Origin of the sequence: Burkholderia sp. WTPI3 (assembly GCF_021483755.1) — a bacterium.
Classification (GTDB): domain Bacteria; phylum Pseudomonadota; class Gammaproteobacteria; order Burkholderiales; family Burkholderiaceae; genus Burkholderia.
Map to the genome: position 1 here is coordinate 20,195 of NZ_JAGIXF010000063.1, position 21,522 is coordinate 41,716.

Here is a 21,522-nt window from a genome sequence, read left to right on the forward strand (position 1 = left end):
GATGAAACTCCCCCACTCCGTTCCGGCACCGGTGCAGCGCGCGTCGCGGCTGCACGCCCGCGTGCTCTGCGTCGCGGCCGCGCTCGCCGTCGCCGGCTGCGCGGTCGGCCCCGACTATCATCGTCCGGCCGTCCCGACGCCCGCGACGTATCGCGAACTGCCGGGCTGGACCCTCGCGCGGCCCGATGCCGACGGCCCGAAGGGCGACTGGTGGACCGCCTTCCGCGACCCGCTGCTCGACCAGCTCGAACCGCTCGTCACCGTGTCGAACCAGACCGTCCGGCAGGACTACTACAACTACCAGCAGGCACTCGCGCTGGTGCGCGAAGCACGCGCAGGGCTGTTTCCGACCGTGTCAGTCACGAGTTCCGCCACGCGGCAACACATGACCGGCGCGGGCACGCCGTCGGTCGCGAATGCCGGCGCGCTCGAAGGCGACGTGAGCTGGTCGCCCGACCTGTGGGGCCAGGTGCGGCGCACCGTCGAGGAACGCAAGGCCAGCGCGCAGGCCGGCGCCGCGACCTATGCGAATGCCGCGCTGTCCGAGCAGGTGACGCTCGCGACGACGGTGATCGACCTGCGCGTCACCGATGCGAACCGCGACCTGCTCGACGCGGCCGTCAAGGCCGACCAGGCGTACCTGCGCGTGATCGCCGACCAGGACAAGGCCGGCACGATTCCGCCGTCCGATCTCGTCACCGCGCAAACGCAGCTCGAGAGCGCGCAGTCGAGCCTGATCGCGCTCGACGTGTCGCGCGAGAAGTACGTGCATGCGATCGCGGTGCTGGTCGGCCGTAATCCGGAGGATCTCGACATCGCGCATGACGCGACGCTGCCCGCGCTGCCCGACGTCCCGGTGGGCGTGCCGTCGACGCTACTGCAGCGGCGGCCGGATATCGCCGTCGCGGAGCGGCAGATGGCGGCCGGGAACGCGTCGATCGGCGTCGCGATCGCGGCGTACTATCCGACGATCTCGCTGTCTGCCGTGGCCGGTTTCTCCGCATCGCCGCTCGCGGGGCTGCTGCATGTCGCGAACTATGTGTGGTCGCTCGGCGCCAGCGCGTCGGAAACGCTGTTCGATGGCGGCGAGCGCAGTGGCGAAGTCGCGGCCGCTAAAGCTGCTTACGATGCAGCGGTCGCGAACTATCGCGGCACCGTGCTCGGTGCGCTGCAGAACGTCGAGGACGATCTGGCAAGCGTGCGCGTGCTCGCCGACCAGGCCGCCGTGCTCGAACGCGCGGTGGCCGATGCGAGGCGCGGTGCCGACATCGCTTTCAATGAATATCAGGCGGGCACCGTCGACTATACGACGGTCGCCACCGCGCAGACGACGCTGCTCGCGCTAGAGGAAAATGCATTGACCGTGCAGCAGGAACGCCTCGTCGCGACTGCGACGCTGTTCGGCGATCTGGGAGGCGGGTGGTCGGATTCGGCGCTCAATGCGGCGCCGCCGAAACCGCAGCGGGAAAACGCGCCGGGATGACGGGCGGCGGGCTGTGTCGTCGCGGGCACGAATTCGGTTCGTGCCCGTAACCCGTTACTTCGCGAGCAGCGTCTTCAAATAATCGACCCGCTGCTTCGTGATCGTGAGGAGACAGTCTCTCGTGATCAAGCCAGGGCCCTCGCCTTGCGATTGCGACGCCTCGGCTGCGATATAGCCATTGCACTGCTTGTCCCTGTAGTCGAGCCAGGCTTTCTGCGATTGCTCGAACGCGTTCTTGTATTGCGTGGACGCGTATATTTTTCGATAGACCGCGTTGAGTTCCTGCTTCGATTCGGTCAGGGAACGGTCGACACACGACAAATCGTCGTAGACGGTGCCGTTGCCGACGCATGGGTCGGCCAGCGCGCTCAGGGGCAGCAGCAGCAATGCAAGGCTGATCGTCTTTTTCATGGCTTCTTCTTCGCGAGATCGGGGGTCTGCATGATTCCGGAGGCTCCATGGTAAAGGAGCGGGTTCATGAGGCAGCCGGTGCCCGTGTGCGATCAGGTCGGACGGCAGCTACCGGCCCGAGGCGATGGCGCTCGAGTCCGCAGGACGTTGCCGTTAGCCGCGCGTGTCGACCCAGTTGCGTGCCCAGCGGGCCGAGTGCTGCAGCGCCTGTCTTTCACTCGGAAAGTAATCGAGCGAATAGAACTGGTAGCGGCCTTCGACGCACGAGCTACCGCTGCGTTCGAGCAGCAGGTTGGATGAAAAACTACCGTCGGGCAAGCGATGCGCCGAGGGTTGGACGGCATAGCCGTTGTACTGTTGAATTCGTTTGTTCTGCATTTTTAATTTTAATAATGATGTTCGGGTGCGCGCGTGCCGTGCGAAACATGCACCGATTCAAAGCCATTGCGGGCTGAATCAAAAGCAGTCGGAAAGCGCGAAAAAGGCGTTGCTGCCGGAGGGGGAGAGTGAAGTGCAACGAGGCATGTGGCGCGTGGCAGGCTGCTGAATAAACCGATGCAGCCAAGCGCGATCGCGCCAGCTTTAGGAGACAACGCTCCGTGAGGGTGTCGCTGCGACCCGGCGTCCGTCGCGGAAAACCGGGCCCTTCAAACTTACAGCGGCTGGATGTTGGCCGCTTGCAGACCCTTCGGGCCTTGCTTCGTTTCGAAGCTCACTTTCTGGTTTTCAGCGAGCGTCTTGAAGCCGTCAGTCCGGATTTCGGAGAAGTGCGCGAAAAGATCGTCGCCGCCCTTGTCCGGAGTGATGAAGCCAAAGCCTTTGCTGTCGTTGAACCACTTAACGATACCGGTATCCATGATGAATCCTTGAGGAAAAAATATGAAGATTTGCTCTGTTGAAGAGCGCTTGAAGCGTCAAGGAGAGAGAGGACAACGAATACCGCTGGGGGGAGCGAGAAATTGATGAACAGCAATCGGACTTCTTGGACTTCGACGCACACCTTAACTGCCGGGAACGGCAGAGTCAATGGTTATCTTGTAACTGTGTCGCCAGGCAGTCCGGTTTGAGGGCAAGGCGAGGCGATGTGGCTCCTGCTCGCTTCGCGGGACGTTGCCGTGCCGTTGCGTCGGCCAGATACGCCGGACGTTAGTGAAGCCAAATTTTCTACGATTCCAATCCCATTTGCCGAATGGCAGCGTCCGGCAGACAGCGGCCAAGGCTATTGGCCGCTGTCTGCCCGCAAGCGACGACCAGTTCGATTCCTCGGACGTCCGTTCTTCGTTGGGGAACGGACGTCATCTCAAGGCCGGCGTCGCGCGTCCCCGTCACTCGCCATTTGGAATATGAGCCTTGCCCTCTCTCTAGCGACTTCTGGTGCCTGTTGCCGGCTCGCCAATCGGCAAAGAGACGCCGATGGATTCCGGCTTTTCCTGGGAGGTGTCGACAACGCCGAGGTCGGGATCGCGATTCAGGACCGCACGGGCCCGACCGACATCCATCGCACCCTCCCAGCGGGCGACCACGATGGTCGCCACGCCATTGCCGATAAGGTTCGTGACGGCGCGTGCTTCGTTCAGGAAGCGGTCCACGCCCAGAAGCAGTACGAGCCCCGAAACCGGTATTTTGTGCATCGACGCAAGTGTCGCTGCGAGTGCGACGAAGCCCGCCCCCGCCACGCCAGCCGACCCCTTCGACGTCAGCAGCAGGACGCCAAGCACGACGAACTGATCGAGCAGCGTCAGATGGATGTTCATCGCCTGCGCAACGAACATCGCTGCCATCGTGAGGTAGATCGCGGTACCGTCGGCGTTGAACGTGTAGCCGGTCGGCAGCACCATGCCGACGACAGGCCGCGAGCAGCCGAGATGCTCCATCTTGACGAGCATCTGAGGCAGCACTGCCTCGGTCGACGCCGTGCCGAGCGTGATCAGAATCTCGTCCCGGATATAGCGAAGATACTTCCAGAGCGACAGCCCGCAGAGTCGCATGACAATTCCGAGTACGACCACGACAAAGAAAATCGACGTGAGGTACAAGGAAAGCATCAATTGTCCGAACGACGCCAGCGTGCCGAGGCCATACTTCGCGATGGTGAATGCCATGCCGCCGAACGCGCCTACCGGTGCGACGTACATCACGATACGCACAACGCCGAACATGCCCTGCAGGAACATGTCGAGCATATCGACGAGCGGAGTGGTGCGCGGGCCGAGTTTCGCCAGTGAGATGGCGAACAGCACGGAGAAGAAGATGATCGGCAGGATTTCGCCGTTCGCAAACGCGCCGACGACGCTGCTCGGCACGATGCTCATCAGGAACCCTACCGCCGTGTGTTCGTGCGCGGCGTGGGCGTAGCTCGCGATCGCCGAGCTGTCGATGTGCGTCGGGTCGATGTTCATGCCGCTGCCCGGCTTGATCGTGTTGACGACAAAGAGACCGACAAGAAGCGCAATGGTCGACGCCGCTTCGAAGTAGAGCACCGCCTTGACCCCGACGCGTCCTGCTTCGTGCAGGTCATTCATTCGCGCGATGCCCACGACGACCGAAGCGAAGATGATGGGCGCGAGCAACATACGGATCAGCTTGATGAACAGGTCGCCAAGGGGTTTGAGATCGGCGCCGATATCCGGGTAGAAGTGACCGACAAGAATGCCGGCCGCGATACCGATCAAGACCTGGACGTAGAGCTTCGAAAGGGTCTTTTTGAGTTTTGAGGGCTGCATGTCTGTCTCCTGAGCATGGCGCCATCCACGTGAATCCGGGCGACCGCCAACCGCTGTGCGTGCAGCGGTTGTGTTCCGGTCGCGGCTCTGCTTCTTTCACCCATTCCCCGAAAGGACGAAGTGCCGGCCCTCGATGACCATTCATGGCCGGCACATGCAGTCATGTGTCAAGCAGACAGCTTCTGCATTTCCGCGAACAGGTCTGCCTTGCCTTCGAAACCAATACCCGGCAGGTCCGGCATGGTGATGTAGCCGTTGTCGACCTTCACGCCATCGGGGAAGCCTCCGTATGGCTGGAACAGATCCGGGTACGATTCGTTGCCACCGAGGCCGAGACCGGCGGCGATGTTCAGCGACATTTGGTGGCCGCCGTGCGGGATGCAGCGGCTCGGCGACCAGCCGTGCTGACGCAGCATGTCAAGCGTGCGCAGATACTCGACGAGACCATAGCTCAGCGCGCAGTCGAATTGCAGCCAGTCGCGATCCGCTCGCATGCCTCCGTAGCGGATGAGGTTGCGCGCGTCCTGCATCGAAAACAGGTCCTCGCCGGTCGCCATCGGCTTGTCGTAGTAGTTGCGCAGCGTGGCCTGCAGTTCAAAGTCGAGCGGATCGCCCGGTTCCTCGTACCAGAACAGGTCATATTGCGAGAGGGCCTTCGCGTACTGGATCGCGGTATCGAGATCGAAGCGGCCGTTCGCATCGACAGCGAGTTTCTGGCCGTCGCCCAGCACGCTCAGGATCGAGTCGATGCGGCGAAGGTCTTCGTCCAGCGACGCGCCGCCGATCTTCTTCTTCACGACCGTATAGCCGCGATCGATATAGCTGCGCATCTCGTCCTTCAGCTTGTCGTGATCCTGGCCCGGATAGTAGTAGCCGCCCGCTGCGTAGACGAAGATTTTGCGGTTCGGCTGGCCGTTGCCGTAGCGGTCGGCCAGCAACTGGAACAGCGGCTTGCCTTCGATCTTGGCCGCTGCGTCCCATACCGCCATGTCGATCGTGCCAATGGCGACCGAGCGCTCGCCGTGGCCACCCGGCTTTTCGTTGGTGAACATCGTCGCCCAGATCTTGTGCGGGTCGAGGTTGTCGCCCGCGTCGTCGACGAGTGAGGCGGGATCGGCTTCGAGAATCCGCGGGATGAAGCGCTCGCGCATCAGCTTGCCCTGACCGTAACGGCCGTTCGAATTGAAGCCGTAGCCGACGACCGGCTTGCCGTCGCGGATCACATCGGTAATCACGGCAACGAGGCTCAACGTCATCTTGCTGAAGTCGATGTAGGCGTTGCGGATCGGGGAACTGATCGGAACGGTCTTTTCGCGAATCTCGACGATTCTCATGGCGGTGCCTCCTGGTCTGACACGTTTGCTGGATGTCTGAATTGCATGCGCGCTGCTGCAACGGGACGTAGCATAGCTCCGGGAGAACGGCCTATACTTCACCTATATTCATTTCATTTTTCACCAAAAGTGAGAACTGACTCTACGACCGATTTCGAATTTTTCGTCCAGCTGGCGAAGCTGAAGAGCCTGTCTGGCGCGGCGCGCTCACTGGGGCTCACGCCTCCTGCGGCGACAAAGCGACTGGGCATTCTTGAGGAAAGGTTTGGTACCCGGCTGGTCAACCGGACGACGCGCAGCGTCAGCCTGACCCCTGAAGGCGAGACCTATGCGCGATATGCCGCGCAGATTCTCGACCAGGTGCGGGAAATGGAGGATGCAATCGCGGGGACGCCAGCCGATCCGCACGGCCGCCTGCGCATCAACGCAACCTTGGGATTTGGGCGCACGACAATTGCGCCTTTAGTGTCCGCATTCGCGAAACGGTATCCGCACGTCGATATCCAGTTCGTGGTGACGGACCGTCCCGTCGATCTGGTCGAAGGCGCTTTCGATATGGCGATCAGGTTTGGCGAGTTGCCGGATCAGCGGTTGAGAGCACGCCGTCTGATGAGCAATCGCCGGTTTCTGTGTGCCTCACCGAAGTATCTCGAGCGGCACGGGGTTCCGCAGCGCAAGGAGGATCTCGTCAATCATCGCTGCATTATCCACACGCAGAACGACGATGCATTCGGCGTCTGGAGATTCGTGCAGGACGATCATCTTGAGGCTTTGAAGGTGAATGGCTCACTCTCCAGCAACGATGGGGACATCGTGCTCCGGTGGGCCCTGGACGGTCATGGCATTCTCATTCGCTCTGAATGGGATCTCGCAAAATACGTCCAGAGCGGGAGACTCAGCCTGGTGCTGCCCGAAGTGGGTTTGCCGTCCGCGGATTTGTTCGTCTACTACCCCGGCCAGCGCAACCAATCGACTCGCGCTCGGGCGTTCATAGACTTTCTGGTCAAGCATTTCGAAGCGCCGTTTATTCCGGTCGACACCGGCAAAGCCGTTCCTGCGCGCAGGAGACCCGGTCGAGCAGGGAACTGACCATGTGGGAACGGGGTGTTTGTGTCGACAAGAGCGCCGACGTTCAATCGCGGCGCTCGTTCGGCGCACGATGCGGTCTTATGCCAGAGCGCTGAACCCGCGTTTACAGGTCAAGCGTAACTGACCGCTTCGGAGCGCAACCGGGAGACTCAACACGTGCGGGCGGCCGGCCGAAAATGACCGAACTCCGCCGTCCCCACCGGAGACCGGCCAACCGGCACACGCTCACTCCGGCCTGCTCAAGCCGCCGGAGAACCCGGGGATGCCAAAGCCGCATTCCCCCGGTTACGGCGAGCACACGCCCCTGCGACACCTCGGCATACGTCGCTCCGACGACGTATCAACCTTGGCGAAGCCACATGCACGCCGCCTTGAGCCGCACCGCCCTGCTACCGTCGCGTCGCGAGAAAATTCCGCGCGCTACGCGTGAAGCGCGACCACGGCCCGGCCCGTCGGCCAGCGCCCTGCTCGGCAAACCCGCCGAGCGCCGCCCTCATCATCGCCAGTTCGCTCGCGAGCGCGGTATCGCATCCGAAGCTGCCCGCCGCCGCGACATCGACGATGCGGATCGCCTGGTCCACGCACATCTTCGCGTAAGCGGCAGTGGCATCGGCATCGGCGCGCGCGCTCAGCGTCGCATCGGCCAGCTTGCTCGCCCACAGCGCAAGTGCCTCGATCGGCGCACTGCCGTCGCGCACGAGCGCCTTGCCGACTTCCATCGCGACGAGGTGTGCGTCCTCGTTACCCGCGAACGATAGCGTCCGGCTGCGCACCGCGTGGTTGCGGTGCGCGGCACGCATCGGCGGCGTCAATCCGGTCAGATTCGCGATCCACGCCTCCGCGGCCCCCAGATACGCGTGCGAGCGCGCCGCCAGATCGCAATCGAACACGGCGTCCGCATGGGTTGGCGCATGTCGCATCGCGAGCAGCCAGTAACCGAGGAATGCGCGATATGCGGCGGCCGGCCCGACGTAGCCCGCATGCGCCTTGAAGAATTCGACGCAGCGATCGGCCGTGCGATCGCCGATGCCTGGAATACCCTCGGGCAACTCGATGCGCAGCCCGACGATCACGCGCTCGACCGCCGGCACGTTGCGGCCGCACGCGAGCGCGAGAAACGGCAGCGCAATCCAGTGTGCGTCGTGGTGGGCGACGAGTCTGTCGCAATACGACTGCCATTGCGCAAGGGGATTGCGCGCGACGACGATGTGCAGGACATCGGGGAAGGTGCGGCGCATCCACGCCAGGCGACCGGGCGATTCGCCGAAGCGGAACACGGGAATGCAATCCCGCTCGAACGCCTGCGTCATCAAGGTCCGCAGAAAATGTTCGATGTCGCTCGCATATTCGGGCGTCGCCTCTTCGAACTGGTTGGCCGAAAAGGCCGTTTCGACACGCGACATGCCGAGCGCGTCGCGCCTCAGCGACTCGGACACGCTCATGGACGGTCTTGCGCCGCAGGCCGACATCGCCGCCGGCGCACCCTCCGACCCGGTGCTCGCGTATTGCTCGTAGTCGACCGACGCGACCATCTCGCGCAGCGGTTCGTCATAGGCGACCACGCCGTCGAGATCGCGCAGGCACGACCACAGCCAGCCATCGGTCACCCCATATCCGGAATGCAGAAACACCGCTTGCGTCGAGGTCATGAATGCCGTCGTCAGATCGTTGCGTGGGAGTTTCCATCACGTCGATCCAGTGTAGGTGCCGCTGCGTTTACCCGCGTTACGGGTTTCGTTACGGGGATTTACCGTCGATGCCGACGCGGATGGAACACTCACTGCTTCGATTCGGGCCTGGCCCCCGGCGCAGAGAAACTTGCGTTTTTCTTCCGCTTTCCATATTTGTTGCGCGTGCAACCATATTGAAGACGGAGCGCCGTCCGCTGGCGACGCCCGCCACGCCGATACCGCCCGCACCACATATTTCAATGCAACGGTTCGAAATATTTCGTTAATCCGACTGGCGCAACCCCGCTTTTCGACACGAAAACCCCGTAAACGAAGGCACTTTTCGTACGACGAAGCGGAATCGATTACCGATCGTACACATCGCCGGCTGTTACTGTCGCCAAGTATCTCAATAATGATCGCCCACTCTTGCGCGCGATCCCGTTCATTCCGCTTACAACGAGGGCGACGCGCTTGCGCTGAATATGACGAAACAATCCTGAAATTTATTTGACGATGGTGTGACCTATTCTTTCGTCACCGCGCACTCCGGCCCCCACTGGACGCGGCAGTTCTCCGATAGTGAAAGCGAAAGTGAAAGGCCCGATCATGAATCACACGATGCATATGGAAGTCTCCAGCGAATCCGGGATTTCAGTGATCAGGTTCACGATCGACGGCCATACGTGCGCGCTCGGCGTGCGCGACATCGACGAGATGATCATGCAGCTCGCGGCCGCCCGCGCCGCGATGCAGCCGACGCATCCGCCCGAACCGCCGGACGGACGTTATCCGTTGCAGGTCGACCCGTGCTGGCGCGTGGACCGGCTTGCCGACTACAACGGCGCGGTACTGTCGATGCGTCACATCGGGATCGGCTGGATCGCGTTCGCACTGCCGTCCGTCAATTTGATGAACCTCGTCGAAGCGCTCGTTTGCGAGCCGGAAGCGAGCACGCCCATGAATCGCGCGATGCTGAACTGATGCGTTGACGGCACCGAGCGCCATCGTGCCGACGATCGCCTTCAATTCACTTATTTCGCCATACGAAACATATTGACGATTCACGCGATTCCGCGCCGGATCGCGTCCTTCCATTTCCTTATTCGAGGACACGCCCATCATGCGAACCCCTTCCCCGACCGCCGCGCTCGCCCAGCGCACCGCTGCCTATGCCCCGTCGGATTTCGGCGCATGCGCATGGCGCCTGCTGCCGATCGATACGCGACAAGCCGAAGCCGAGGCTGCCGGCATGCATGCGTTCGACGCGAGCCCGATAATCCGCTGCCGGCTGGCCGGCCGTTATGCAGCCGGGCTGCCGCTGAACGCGGCCTGCGGCAACGCGTACGCGACGGTGCGCCTGCTCGCCGAATCGCATGTCGACACGGTATCGCGACTGCGCGTACGCCATGCGCAATACAACGACGGGGCCCGCCCGCAGTGAAGACGCGTTCGATGAAGTTTCGCTGGCTTGCCCGGCTCTGCTGGCTCACGCCAGTCGCATTCCCCGTCCACGCGCAGCCGGCGCCGGCAGCGCAGGCGAAGCCCGGCGCGCCGGCAGCGACCGGTTTCGCGATCCGCGACATCCGCGTCGAAGGCCTGACGCGCGTCGAGCCGGGCACGGTATTCTCGTATCTGCCATTCAAGATCGGCGACACCTTCACCGACGACAAGGCATCCGCCGCGATCCGCGCGCTCTATGCGACCGGGTTCTTCAACGACGTGCGGATCGGCACCGACGGCGACGTCGTGATCGTCAACGTCGCCGAGCGCCCGGTGATCGGCACGATCGATTTCTCGGGCCTGCACGAGTTCGACAAGGACGCGATCGAAAAGGCGATGAAGTCGGTTGGCCTGGTGTCCGGGCGCGCATATGATCCGTCGCTCGTCAGCAAGGCCGAGCAGGAGCTGAAGCGCCAGTACCTGACGCGCGGCTATTACGCGGCCGAAGTGACGACCACCGTGAGCCCGATCGACCGCGCCCGCGTCGGGCTATTGTTCTCCGTCATCGAAGGGCCGAGCGCGAAGATCCGGCAAGTCGCCTTCATCGGCAACCACGTGTTCAGCGACAGCACGCTGCGCGACGAGATGCAGCTTGCCACGCCGAACTGGTTCTCGTGGTACACGAAGGACGATCTGTACTCGAAAGACAAGCTCGCGACCGATCTCGATGCCGTGCGCGCGTACTACCTCGATCGCGGTTATCTGGAATTCAACCTCGATTCGACCCAGGTATCGCTGTCGCCGGACCGCAAGGACATGGATCTGACGATCGTGCTGCACGAGGGCGCGCCGTACACGATCTCGGGCGTCCGGCTTGCCGGCGACCTGCTCGGGCGCGACGCCGAGCTGAACCACATCGTCGCGATCCACGCCAGCGAGCGGTTTTCCGCGGCGAAACTCAAGGACACGACGCAGGCGCTGATCGACAAGCTCGGCGAATACGGCTACGCGTTCGCGACCGTCAACGCCGTCCCGCAGATCGACGCGAAGCATCACACGGTCGACCTGACGCTGCAGGTCACGCCGGGGCGCCGCGTGTACGTGCGGCACATCACCATCTCCGGCAACACGCGCACGCGCGACGAGGTGATCCGCCGCGAGATGCGGCAGATGGAGGACGCGTGGTTCGACTCGTCGCGACTCAAGCTGTCGAAGGATCGCATCAACCGTCTCGGCTATTTCACCGACGTCGACGTGACGACCGTGCCGGTCGAAGGCACCAGGGATCAGGTCGACGTGGACGTGAAGGTCACCGAGAAACCGACCGGCACGATCTCGCTCGGCGTCGGCTACGGTTCCGGCGAAGGCCCGATCATCTCGGCCGGCGTGTCGCAGGACAACGTGTTCGGCAGCGGCCAGTCGATCGCCGTCAACGCGAACACGGCCACGACGATGCGCACGCTGAGCGTGTCGCAAACGGATCCGTACTTCACGATCGACGGCGTCAAGCGCATCACCGACGTGTACTACCGAACGACGCAGCCGCTCTACTACTCGAGCACGAACGACACCAGCTTCCGGATCGTGTCGTACGGCGTGGACACGAAGTTCGGCATCCCGTTCTCCGAAAGCGACATGGTGTATTTCGGGCTGGGGCTAGAACAGGATCGCCTCGATGTCGATTCGACGACGCCGCAGAGTTACATCGACTACGTGAACACGTTCGGTCGCGTGTCGAACGTCGCGCCGTTCACGATCGGCTGGTCGCGCGACATGCGCGACAGCGCGCTGATCCCGTCGCGCGGCTACTACATGCAGGCGAATGCGGAATACGGCACGCCGATCGGCACCGTGTCGTATTACAAGACCGACGTGCAGGCGCAGTACTACCACTCGTTCATGCGCGGCCTCGTGCTCGGCATGAACTTCCAGGCCGGCTACGGCAACGGTCTCGGCGGCCAGCCGTACCCGATCTTCAAGAACTACTTCGCGGGCGGCATCGGCTCGGTGCGAGGCTACGAGCCGAGCTCGCTCGGCCCGCGCGATGCGACGACAGGCGACCCGATCGGCGGCTCGAAGATGGTGGTCGGCAACGTCGAGATGACCGTGCCGCTGCCCGGCACCGGCTACGACCGCACGCTGCGCGTGTTCACGTTCGTCGACGGCGGCAACGTGTGGGGCACCGAAGGCAACAGCGTCGGCGCGAACGGCCTGCGCTACAGCTACGGGCTCGGGCTCGAATGGATCTCGCCGATCGGTCCGCTGAAGATCGACTATGCGCTGCCGATCGTGCGCCACGCGGGCGATCAATACCAGAAGTTCCAGTTCCAGATTGGCACGTCGTTCTGATCCCCCTTCCGGCCCGCTCGACGCCGCGCGCGGGGTGACGTCACGGCGCGCGCATGCTCGCCCGGCCGCGACAATCGACGGCCTCGCGATACCGGGCGTCGCGCGGTTGCGCGCATGGGCGGTCGCGGCGCTCGTCGACGTCGCGCTGTCGGTCGCGCTCGGCGCGCCGCGCAACGCCGATGCGCAATTGCTGAACGCGGCCGCCGATCCTTACCGGATCGGCGGCGCGTGGGGCCTGCGCATCGCGTCGCAGCTCGTCGAGCATCCGCTCGCGCCCGGGCAGACCGCGACGACGTTCGGCATCGGCGCGACGGCCACCGGCACCGTCGACGAGGACCTGTCGCTGCACGGCAACGCCGAACTGCGCCGCGGCCCGTCGGTCGTGAAAGCCGATGCGATCCACTATGACGAGGATACCGACACCGCCGATGCGTACGGCCACGTGCTGATCGTGCACGACGGCAACGCATTCTCCGGCCCCGACGCGCATCTGCGGATCGACAGCGTCGAAGGCACGATGGCGTCGCCGCACTACCGCTTCAGCCTCACCGGCGGCATGGGTTCGGGTTCGCGCATCGACCTGGTCGACGACTCGCGCGAAGTGGTCTACGACGGCACGTATACGACCTGCCACTGCACGACCTCGCCCGCGTGGTATCTGCATGCATCGCGACTCGACCTCGACAACGACGACGGCGAAGGCGTCGCGCACGACGGCGTGCTGGTATTCGCCGGCCTGCCGCTGTTCGCGTCGCCGTGGATGTCGTTTCCGCTGAACGGCGAGCGGCACACCGGGATCCTCCCGCCCACGTTCGCGGTCAGCTCGACGAGCGGCTACGACATCGCCGTCCCGGTCTACTTCAATCTCGCGCCGAACTACGACCTGACGGTCACGCCGCGGCTGATGACCAAGCGCGGCGCGATGCTGACGACCGACTTCCGCTATCTGAGTCCGACCTATTCCGGCTCGTTCTCCGCCAGCGTGCTGCCGGACGATGCGACGACGCACACCAACCGGTATTCGATCGCGTTCCAGCATCGCGAGAACCTCGGCAACGGCTTGGCCGCGTATGCGAACTACAACCGCGTGTCCGACGCATCGGTGCCGTCGGACTTCTCGAGCGCGAATTCGCTGGTGGTCGGCTCGCAGACGCTGTTCCAGCAGGAGGCGGGCGTGACGTGGAACCACGGTCCGTGGTCGGTGCTCGCGCGCGTGCAGAACTGGCAGTCGTTCACGACCGCGCCGCCGTACAACCGCGCACCGGAACTCGACGCGAAATACACGCGCTACAACGTCGGCGGATTCGATTTCGGCGTCGACGCGAACGCCACGCGCTTCACGATCCCGACCGCCGATTCGACCGAAGGCAACCGGATGACGTTCGATGCGCACGTGGCCTACCCGATCGTCGCGCCCGGCTGGTACATCACGCCGATGCTGCAGTGGCACGCGGCGTCGTACGACCTGACGTCGATCGGCAGCGACGCACCCGCCGGGCAGCCGAAGAATTTCACGGTCAACGTGCCGACCGCGAGCCTCGACATGGGCGCCACGTTCGAGCGCGCGGTCCGGCTGTTCGGCATCGACATGATCCAGACGCTCGAACCGCGGCTGTACTACGTCTATACGCCGTACCGCAACCAGACGTTCGCGCCCGCGTTCGACACCGCGCCGATCGACTTCGGCCTCGCGGAGATCTTCACCAGCAACCGCTTCGTCGGCGGCGATCGCGTGAGCGACATGAACCGGCTGACGGCCGGCGTCACCACGCGCTTCATCGACGCGGGCAGCGGCACCGAGCTCGCGCGTTTCGTCCTCGCGCAGGAATACTACTTCCGCGCGTCGCAGGTCACGATGCCGGACGACACGCCGCCGGACGTCGGCCCGTCCGACGTGGTCGCGGGCGCAGCGCTCCATCTCGGCCCGACCGTCGAGCTGCAGCAGGCAGTCGAATACAACCAGTCGAGCGACGAACTCACGCAGGCGACGGCCGGTGTCGACTGGAAACCGGCCAACGGCAGGGTAATCAATCTCGCCTACCTGTATGCACGCGCGAACGCGACACTCGACGACGAGCCGGAGAACCAGGTGCTGCTGTCCGCGCAATGGCCGCTGACGCACGCGTTGTCGGGCGTCGGGTCGGTCGACTACGATCTGGCCGCGCATCGGCTCGTCGGCGGACTGCTCGGATTTCAGTATGCGGCCGACTGCTGGGCCGTCAGCGTCGCGCTGCAGAGGTACACCAACTACAACGGAACGACGTCGCCGACCACCGGCACGCGTGTGCTGGTGCAGTTGCAGCTCGACGGGCTGAGCCGCATCGACAACGGGCTGCTGCAGCAATTCCGCGCGAACGTGCCCGGCTATTCGACGCCGGCGCTGCCGGCGCCGACGTCGCGGTTCACCGATTATCCGTAAGCCCGACTCGGCGACGCAGCCGCGCGGCCCGAACGCAGCCGTCGTGCCGTTCGTCCATGCACGGGTGACACGCGTGAAAGGACGCCCGGCGGCGGGTCGCGCCGTTCATCGCTGAATCGTGCGGCGCGACGCGTGGATGAAGCGACATTCGTCGCGTTGCAGGAGAACGCGGCACGAAAATGACGCGCCGCGCGCCGGCATCCGCGATTCTCAACGCATCGTCGAATTGGCGATACTCCGAAAAACCAGCGGATGCTCGTCCTGCCGCCCTGCCCGTCGCGCGAATTGCACCGCCTGTTCGACGCGACCGTGATGCGCGGACTTCGCGCACACGGGATCGGCCTCCGTCGGGTCACCCGCCAGCATGTATGCCTGGCACCGGCACCCGCCGTGATCGGCATGCCGCTCGTCGCACGTGCGACACGGTTCGCGCATCCAGCCGTCGCCGCGAAACGCGTTGAACGCCTCGCTCTCGTACCAGATGTCCTTCAGCGACCGGTCGCGCACATTCGGCAACGTGAGACCGGGCAGTGCACGCGCGGCATGGCACGGCAGCGCGGTGCCGTCCGGTGCGACGCCGAGGAAGACCGAGCCCCAGCCGTTCATGCACGCCTTAGGACGCTGCTCGAAATAGTCGGGCACGACGAACAGGATCTTGCAGCGCTCGCCGACGAGTTTGCGATAGCGGTTGACCGTTTCTTCCGCTTCGCGCAACTGCTCGACGGTCGGCATCAGCTGGTCGCGATTGAGCATCGCCCATCCGTAGTACTGCGTATTGGCGAGTTCGAGAAAATCCGCACCGAGGTCGAGCGCCATCTCGATGATCTGGCCGACGTGCGGCAGGTTGTAGCGATGCAGCACGCAGTTCAGCACCATCGGATAGCCGTGCGACTTGATCAGCCGCGCGACGCCGCGCTTGAGCTCGAACGTGCGCGTGCTCGTCAGGAAATCGTTCAGCTCGCGCGTCGAATCCTGAAGCGACAACTGGATATGGTCGAGTCCGGCCGTTCTGAGCCGGTCGATGCGCGCGGCATTCAGGCCGACGCCCGACGTGATCAGGTTGGTGTAGAAACCCAGCGACCGCGCGTGCCGGACCAGCACTTCGAGGTCGTCGCGCTGCAACGGCTCGCCGCCGGAAAAGCCGATCTGCGCGGCGCCGAGCGCGCGTGCATCGCTGATCACCGTGCGCCACGCGTCGGTATCGAGCTCGGCGCCGTGCGTCGCGAAATCGACCGGGTTGTAGCAGAACGCGCAGTGCAGCGGACAGCGGTACGTAAGTTCCGCGAGCAGCCACAGCGGCGCGGACGGCCGGTTCGGATCGGATGTCGTGTGCATGTCAGTCGAGCCAGCCGCGCAGTCGCGCATGATCGAGGAAGCGATAGACGTCCGACGCGAGGTCGGACGTGCTGAACAGCCGCTCGAGTTCGTCGATGATGTCGTCGAGCTCGCGCGTGCCGTCGCATCGCGCGAGTATCTCGCCCGCGCTCGGGTTGAGTTTGACCATGCCTTCCGGATACAGGAGGACGTAGGCATCCTGTGCGGACTCCCATTGCAGGCGGTACATGCCCCTCAGCGAGGGGCGCAGCGGCACGCCGCTGACGGCGTCGTTGGAGTTCATACGGGATACGCCTTTTCAATCGCATCGAGAATCGACCACAGCACATCCAGCTTGAACGACAGGATGTCGAGCGCGCGCCGTTGCGCGTCCGGTGTCGTGAAATGGCTCAACGTCACCGCCAGCCCGTGCTCGACGTCGCGCTGCGCGAGCGGCACGCGGCTGCGGAAATACTGCAGCCCGTCCGCTTCGATCCACGGATAGTGGGACGGCCAGCCCGCGAGCCGGTCGAGGTGAATCTGCGGCGCGAACATCTCGGTCAGCGACGAGCACACGGCCTCCTGCCACGGCGCGCGCCGCGCGAAATTGACGTACGCGTCGACGGCGAACCGCACGCCGGGCAGCACGTGCTCGAGCGACCACAGTTCCGCGCGATCGATGCCGACCGCCTCGCCGAGCCGCGCCCAGGCCTCGATCCCGCCTGCCTGGCCGCCATGGCCGTCGTGGTCGAGAATGCGCTCGACCCACAGCCGGCGCGTGTCGCGGTCCGGACAATTGGACAGGATCGCCGCGTCCTTCAGCGGAATGCTGACCTGGTAGTAGAAGCGGTTCGCGACCCAGCCGCGGATCTGCGCCGGCGAGCACGCGCCGGCATTCAGGCGCCGGTTGAACGGATGATGAATGTGATAGCGCGCTTCGAGCGCACGCAGCTGCGCCTCGAACTCCTGCGCACTCCAGGGCGTCGCGTGCAACGCGGCGGCGGAAATCGGTGCGTTCATGTGGTCAAACCTCGAATTGCATGCCGTCGTGGGCGACCTCGATGCCGTGCTCGCGCAACTGCGCACTTTGCGCGGAACCGGGATCGAGAATCGGATTCGTGTTGTTGATATGCGTGAGGACCTTGCGCGTGCCGGCCGGCAACAGCCGAAGCCGCTCGATCATCCCGGGCCGCGCCGCGTCGCCGCATTGCGCGAGATGCCCCATGTCGGCCGCGTGCTTCGACGACAGGCCGAGGTCGATCATCTCGGTGCCGGTCCAGAACGTGCCGTCGACCAGCACGAGATCGGCGTCGCGCATCGCGGCGCGCACGCCGTCGTCCACATCGGCGAGCCCGGGTGCGTAGAACGCCTGCCGGCCGTTCGTCGTGTCCTCGATCAGCAAGGCGATGTTGTCGCCGGGCACGCCCGCCGCACGACGCGGCGAATAAGGCGGCGGCTTGCTGTCGACCGGCACGGCGGTGAAGCGGATGCCGCCTGCACCCGGGATCGCGAACGGTTCGCCCGGCGCGATCGTATGCACGTCCACCCCGCAGTAATGGCCGAGCAACGGCACGAGCGGCAATCCCGTCGACAGGTCGTCGAGCACCGGCGCGCTCGCGTAGAGCGGCAGCGCCGACGTGCGTTCGCGCAGCATCAGCAGCCCCGTCACGTGATCGATCTGCGCATCGCACAGCACGACGGCCACGATCGCGCTGTCGCGAATCGCGCGGGCTGGCTGCAGATCGGGATCGGCGCGCACCTGCGCGAGGATGTCCGGCGACGCGTTCACCAGCACCCAGCCGACGCCGTCGCCGCTCACGGCGATCGACGATTGCGTGCGTGGCACGATGCCGTCGTGGCCGGCGCGTGCGCGGCGGCAGTTGCCGCAATTGCAGTTCCATTGCGGCAATCCGCCGCCGGCGCCCGAGCCGAGTATCTTGATCTTCATCTGCGTATGCTCCCGATGCCGCCCGCATCGTGTCCGTCGATGCGGGCGGCACTGCGCGGGTCGATCAGCGGTTGGCGATGTACATCGTGATTTCAAAGCCGAAACGCAGGTCGGTGTACGCGGGGGTGGTCCATTGCATGATGTGTCTCCTTGTTGAGTGGGCGAGTCGAAAAACCGCATCGATCGAGCGGCCGATACTCGTTCAGCAAGGAGCGTGCCGGGGCGGGGTTGGCGGCCTGCCAGCGCATGCGCAGGCGTGCGATGGCCGCCGCATCGTCATGACGCGGAAAATCTTACGAATTGCCGACTAAAACATTTCAAAATCCGTCTGAAGACGGTTGCGGAGATGCGCGGCGGGCGTGACAGGTGTTGAATCCTTGAACACCCTGTGTTGCAACCTGACACACTGGTGTGACAGTCGCGACAGTCGTCACGGCTCGTCCGGCTGCAGCGAATCCGGCCCGACGGCCGGCATCTTGCGATAGATCGTGTTGCGCGACACGCCGAGCGCGCGTGCCGCGGCCGACACATTGCCGCCATGGCGCGCGAGCGCGGCCGCGATCGCCGACGCGGCCACGTCCTGCAGGCGCGCGTCGCCGGTTGCAGCCGCGAACGCGGGCGCATCCATGGCAAGCGTCGACACGCAGCCGCCCTGGGCCGCCGGCTCGCCGCCGCGCCGCACGTCGTCGAAGAAATCGTCCGGCAAATGCTCGCAACGAATCTCGCAGTCGTCGTCCACCATCGCGGAGGCCGTGCGCAACAGGTTCGCGAGCTGCCGGAAATTGCCCGGCCACGCGCAACGCTCGAACAGCGCCATCACGTCGGGCGCGACGCTCAACGGCCGGCGGCCGGGACCCGACAGCGTCTCCCGTTGCAGCATCTTCTGCACGACGACCGCGAGATCCGTGCGGTCGCGCAGCGGCGGCAGACGCACGACGAGGCCGTTGAGCCGGTAGTACAGATCCTCGCGAAAGCGGTTCTGCGCAATCATGTCGCGCAGGTCGCGGTGCGTCGCGCAGATGATCGCGATGTCGACGCCGATCGCCTTCGTCGAGCCGAGCGGGTTGACGATGCGTTCCTGCAGCACGCGCAGCAGCCGCACCTGCAGCGGATACGGCATGTCGCCGATTTCGTCGAGAAACAACGTGCCGCCGTTGGCCTGCAGCAGCTTGCCGGTCGCGCCCTTGCGGCGGGCGCCGGTAAACGCGCCCTCCTCGTAGCCGAACAGCTCGGACTCGATCAGCGTCTCCGGAATCGACGCGCAGTTGACCGCGACGAACGGCCCGTCGCGGCGCGGCGAGTCGTTGTGGATCGCCTGCGCGAGCAGCTCCTTGCCGGTCCCAGTCTCGCCCGTGATCAGCACCGGGATATCCTTGCCGATCACCTTGCGGACCTTCGCGATCACGGCCGCCACCTGCGGATCGCCGGTGTCGAGATAGCTGAGCCGCGACAGGCTCGCCGCACTCTGCACGGCGGGCGGCCGTGCGGCCGGCGCGGCGCCGTCGTGCACTTCCGCGGGGCGGCTGCCCTCGGCCCGCAGCGCGCGCCGGAACTGGACGCGTGCGCACACCACCGCGCCGTTGCCGAGGTTCAGCGCCACGTGCGGCTCGGTGCTCGCGCGCATCCGGTCGATCAACTGCGCGCTCGTCACGTCGAACAGCGACGCCAGGGTATGCGCGCGCAGCGCGGCGAGCGGCATCCCGAGCTGGAACTGCGCGCTGCGGTTGGCCGACAGGAAGCGGCCGTCGGCGGTGAACGCGACGATCCCCTCCATCAAGGTCCCGAGGAATTCGGGGCGTCCGTGGAACGATACCTGCAGCGTCTCCTGGAAGGTCGTCGTAAACAGGTGATTCTCGATCATCTGCACCGACATCTTCGCGAGCGCCATCGTGTGCTGGTGATAGCTGCGATGGTCGCCGGTCACGTCGAGCACGCCGATGGCGTCGCCGTACGGATCGAGAATCGGCACGCTCGAGCAGGTCAGGAAATGATTCGCGGCCAGGAAGTGCTGGTCGCCGTGCACGACCATCGGACACAGCTCCGCCAGCGCCGTGCCGATCGCGTTGGTGCCTTGCCGGCTCTCGGCCCAGTTCGCCCCGGGGCGCAGCGCGACGCGTTCCGCGCGCCGCAGAAAGTCGTCGTCGCCGATCGAATGCAGGATCAGCCCTTCCGCATCGGTGAGCACGATCATGCTCTGCGTATTGACGATCTGCTCGTGCAGCGTCTCCATCACCGGCATCGCATGCACGCACAGCACGCGATTCTGCTCGCGCTTGAGCGCCAGCGCGGTGCCGGACAGCAGGTCGTAGTCGGGACGTGCCGACGCCTGCAGCCCGAACGTCTCGGACCGCTCATGGGACTTCTGGATCGTCGGCGCCGGCCAGCCGGGCGCATGCGCGGCCCGTGCGTTGGCCGTCGGATGAACGTCATCGCGCATTGTCTCCTCCTGGGATCCTTCCGGTCAGTTGCCGGACTGTTTGCTGTTGATACAAGCAAACATCGGGCCACGATGCGAACTGCGCGCGAACCCGTTTCATCGCGGCGCCGCCCAACCGGAAATGAAAGCAAAATGCAAGGCGAGCGCCGTCTCGCACCTCACGGCGTGCATGGCCAACGTGATAACGCGGAACGGGCGTGTATCGCCACCCGGACGAATCCCTATCATCGTCGCGGGCGCGATTCTCGCTTCATCCGAATCGGCCGCGGCGACTTTGCGCCGTGTCTTCGTGTTTCCCTCCATTTCCGGCCGACATGACCCGACCGTCCGAACCCCGCTCCGCCTGCGTCCCCCGTGCCCGGCCGCGGCGCCGCCTGTCGCGCGATGCGTGCACCCTCGCCTGGACCGAAGCCGGCAACCCGCACGGTGCGCCGGTCGTCGTGCTGCACGGCGGCCCCGGCAGCGGCTGCCGGCCCGCGATGCTGCGCCTGTTCGACCTGACGCGGATGCGCGTCGTGCTGGTCGACCAGCGCGGCGCGGGCGCATCGACGCCGCGCGGCGGCCTGCGTCACAACAACACGATGCGGCTGATCGGCGACCTCGACACGTTGCGCGCGCAACTGGGCATCGAACGCTGGGGGGTCGTCGGCGGATCGTGGGGTGCGGCCCTCGCGCTCGCGTACGCGGGACAGCATCCGTCGCGCGTCACCGGCGTCGTGCTGCGCGGCTTGTTTCTCACGTCGTCGCGCGAAGTGCGCGGACTGTTCGTCGGCGCCCGCGCCCGGGCACCGCGCGAATGGCTGCGCCTGACGGCCGCCGCCGGCACCGCGCGTGCCGACCGGCTGATCGCCTGCTGCGCGCGGCGTCTGCAGCCGGGCGCCGGTGCGGCCCGGCCGCCCCCC

Annotated in this window: 19 protein-coding genes; 7 read left to right on the forward strand and 12 right to left on the reverse strand. The window is 65.0% G+C overall.

Annotated elements, in window-relative coordinates; genetic code table 11:
• The first annotated feature begins 1 nt into the window (after window position 1).
• A complete protein-coding gene (locus tag J7024_RS27030; protein ID WP_124897709.1) occupies window positions 2-1,483 on the forward strand; it encodes an efflux transporter outer membrane subunit in 1,482 nt (493 codons plus the stop codon).
• Window positions 1,484-1,537: 54 nt separating this feature from the next.
• Here the strand turns inward: J7024_RS27030 and J7024_RS27035 are convergent, their stop codons facing one another.
• The 5 genes from J7024_RS27035 to J7024_RS27055 all read right to left on the reverse strand — a co-directional run bounded on the left by J7024_RS27035 (window position 1,538) and on the right by J7024_RS27055 (window position 5,951).
• A complete protein-coding gene (locus J7024_RS27035) occupies window positions 1,538-1,894 on the reverse strand; it encodes a lysozyme inhibitor LprI family protein (RefSeq protein WP_124897710.1) in 357 nt (118 codons plus the stop codon).
• 153 nt (window positions 1,895-2,047) lie between these two features.
• Entirely contained in the window at window positions 2,048-2,272 is a 225-nt protein-coding gene (locus J7024_RS27040) for a hypothetical protein (RefSeq protein WP_124897711.1), read from the reverse strand.
• 275 nt (window positions 2,273-2,547) lie between these two features.
• The gene (locus tag J7024_RS27045) at window positions 2,548-2,751 is read right to left on the reverse strand and encodes a cold-shock protein (protein ID WP_027780910.1); all 204 of its coding nucleotides are present in this window, start codon (window positions 2,749-2,751) and stop codon (window positions 2,548-2,550) included.
• 504 nt (window positions 2,752-3,255) lie between these two features.
• Complete coding sequence (gene dctA / locus J7024_RS27050) at window positions 3,256-4,617, reverse strand: C4-dicarboxylate transporter DctA (RefSeq protein WP_124897712.1); 1,362 nt, start codon at window positions 4,615-4,617, stop codon at window positions 3,256-3,258.
• A 167-nt stretch (window positions 4,618-4,784) separates the two neighbouring features.
• Window positions 4,785-5,951, reverse strand: a complete 1,167-nt coding sequence (locus J7024_RS27055; protein ID WP_124897713.1) for a mandelate racemase/muconate lactonizing enzyme family protein — start codon at window positions 5,949-5,951, stop codon at window positions 4,785-4,787.
• 129 nt (window positions 5,952-6,080) lie between these two features.
• Between J7024_RS27055 and J7024_RS27060 the strand changes: the two genes are divergently transcribed.
• Window positions 6,081-7,040 carry a LysR family transcriptional regulator gene (locus J7024_RS27060; protein ID WP_124897714.1) on the forward strand — a complete coding sequence of 320 codons (960 nt, stop codon included), beginning with the start codon at window positions 6,081-6,083 and terminating at the stop codon, window positions 7,038-7,040.
• A gap of 389 nt (window positions 7,041-7,429) precedes the next feature.
• Here J7024_RS27060 and J7024_RS27065 read toward each other — a convergent pair whose 3' ends face one another.
• On the reverse strand, window positions 7,430-8,689 hold the full coding sequence (locus J7024_RS27065) for a hypothetical protein (protein WP_175752100.1): 1,260 nt from the start codon (window positions 8,687-8,689) through the stop codon (window positions 7,430-7,432).
• A 630-nt stretch (window positions 8,690-9,319) separates the two neighbouring features.
• Between J7024_RS27065 and J7024_RS27070 the strand changes: the two genes are divergently transcribed.
• The 4 genes from J7024_RS27070 to J7024_RS27085 all read left to right on the forward strand — a co-directional run bounded on the left by J7024_RS27070 (window position 9,320) and on the right by J7024_RS27085 (window position 14,921).
• Window positions 9,320-9,694: a hypothetical protein gene (locus J7024_RS27070; protein ID WP_124897716.1), complete on the forward strand. Its 375-nt coding sequence runs from the start codon at window positions 9,320-9,322 to the stop codon at window positions 9,692-9,694.
• A 139-nt stretch (window positions 9,695-9,833) separates the two neighbouring features.
• A complete protein-coding gene (locus J7024_RS27075) occupies window positions 9,834-10,154 on the forward strand; it encodes a hypothetical protein (RefSeq protein WP_124897717.1) in 321 nt (106 codons plus the stop codon).
• Window positions 10,155-10,165: 11 nt separating this feature from the next.
• On the forward strand, window positions 10,166-12,502 hold the full coding sequence (gene bamA / locus J7024_RS27080; protein WP_124897718.1) for an outer membrane protein assembly factor BamA: 2,337 nt from the start codon (window positions 10,166-10,168) through the stop codon (window positions 12,500-12,502).
• 106 nt (window positions 12,503-12,608) lie between these two features.
• Window positions 12,609-14,921, forward strand: coding sequence for an LPS-assembly protein LptD (locus J7024_RS27085; protein ID WP_409333481.1), 2,313 nt, complete (start codon window positions 12,609-12,611; stop codon window positions 14,919-14,921).
• A gap of 210 nt (window positions 14,922-15,131) precedes the next feature.
• Here the strand turns inward: J7024_RS27085 and pqqE are convergent, their stop codons facing one another.
• The 6 genes from pqqE to J7024_RS27115 form a co-directional block, all read right to left on the reverse strand.
• Complete coding sequence (gene pqqE, locus J7024_RS27090) at window positions 15,132-16,256, reverse strand: pyrroloquinoline quinone biosynthesis protein PqqE (RefSeq protein ID WP_124897720.1); 1,125 nt, start codon at window positions 16,254-16,256, stop codon at window positions 15,132-15,134.
• A gap of 1 nt (window position 16,257) precedes the next feature.
• The gene (gene pqqD, locus J7024_RS27095) at window positions 16,258-16,539 is read right to left on the reverse strand and encodes a pyrroloquinoline quinone biosynthesis peptide chaperone PqqD (protein ID WP_096508948.1); all 282 of its coding nucleotides are present in this window, start codon (window positions 16,537-16,539) and stop codon (window positions 16,258-16,260) included.
• Entirely contained in the window at window positions 16,536-17,255 is a 720-nt protein-coding gene (gene pqqC / locus J7024_RS27100; protein WP_124897721.1) for a pyrroloquinoline-quinone synthase PqqC, read from the reverse strand. The genes pqqD and pqqC overlap by 4 nt, the downstream gene beginning before the upstream one ends.
• A 4-nt stretch (window positions 17,256-17,259) precedes the next feature.
• Window positions 17,260-18,183 (reverse strand): pyrroloquinoline quinone biosynthesis protein PqqB, encoded by a 924-nt coding sequence (pqqB, locus tag J7024_RS27105; RefSeq protein WP_124897722.1) that lies wholly within the window; start codon window positions 18,181-18,183, stop codon window positions 17,260-17,262.
• Between the two features lie 64 nt (window positions 18,184-18,247).
• The gene (gene pqqA, locus J7024_RS27110; protein WP_006410019.1) at window positions 18,248-18,322 is read right to left on the reverse strand and encodes a pyrroloquinoline quinone precursor peptide PqqA; all 75 of its coding nucleotides are present in this window, start codon (window positions 18,320-18,322) and stop codon (window positions 18,248-18,250) included.
• A 291-nt stretch (window positions 18,323-18,613) separates the two neighbouring features.
• The gene (locus J7024_RS27115; RefSeq protein WP_234745618.1) at window positions 18,614-20,620 is read right to left on the reverse strand and encodes a sigma-54-dependent Fis family transcriptional regulator; all 2,007 of its coding nucleotides are present in this window, start codon (window positions 20,618-20,620) and stop codon (window positions 18,614-18,616) included.
• 314 nt (window positions 20,621-20,934) lie between these two features.
• Between J7024_RS27115 and J7024_RS27120 the strand changes: the two genes are divergently transcribed.
• Window positions 20,935-21,522, forward strand: a 588-nt coding sequence (locus J7024_RS27120) for an alpha/beta fold hydrolase (protein WP_234745619.1), incomplete at its 3' end; no start/stop codon positions are given.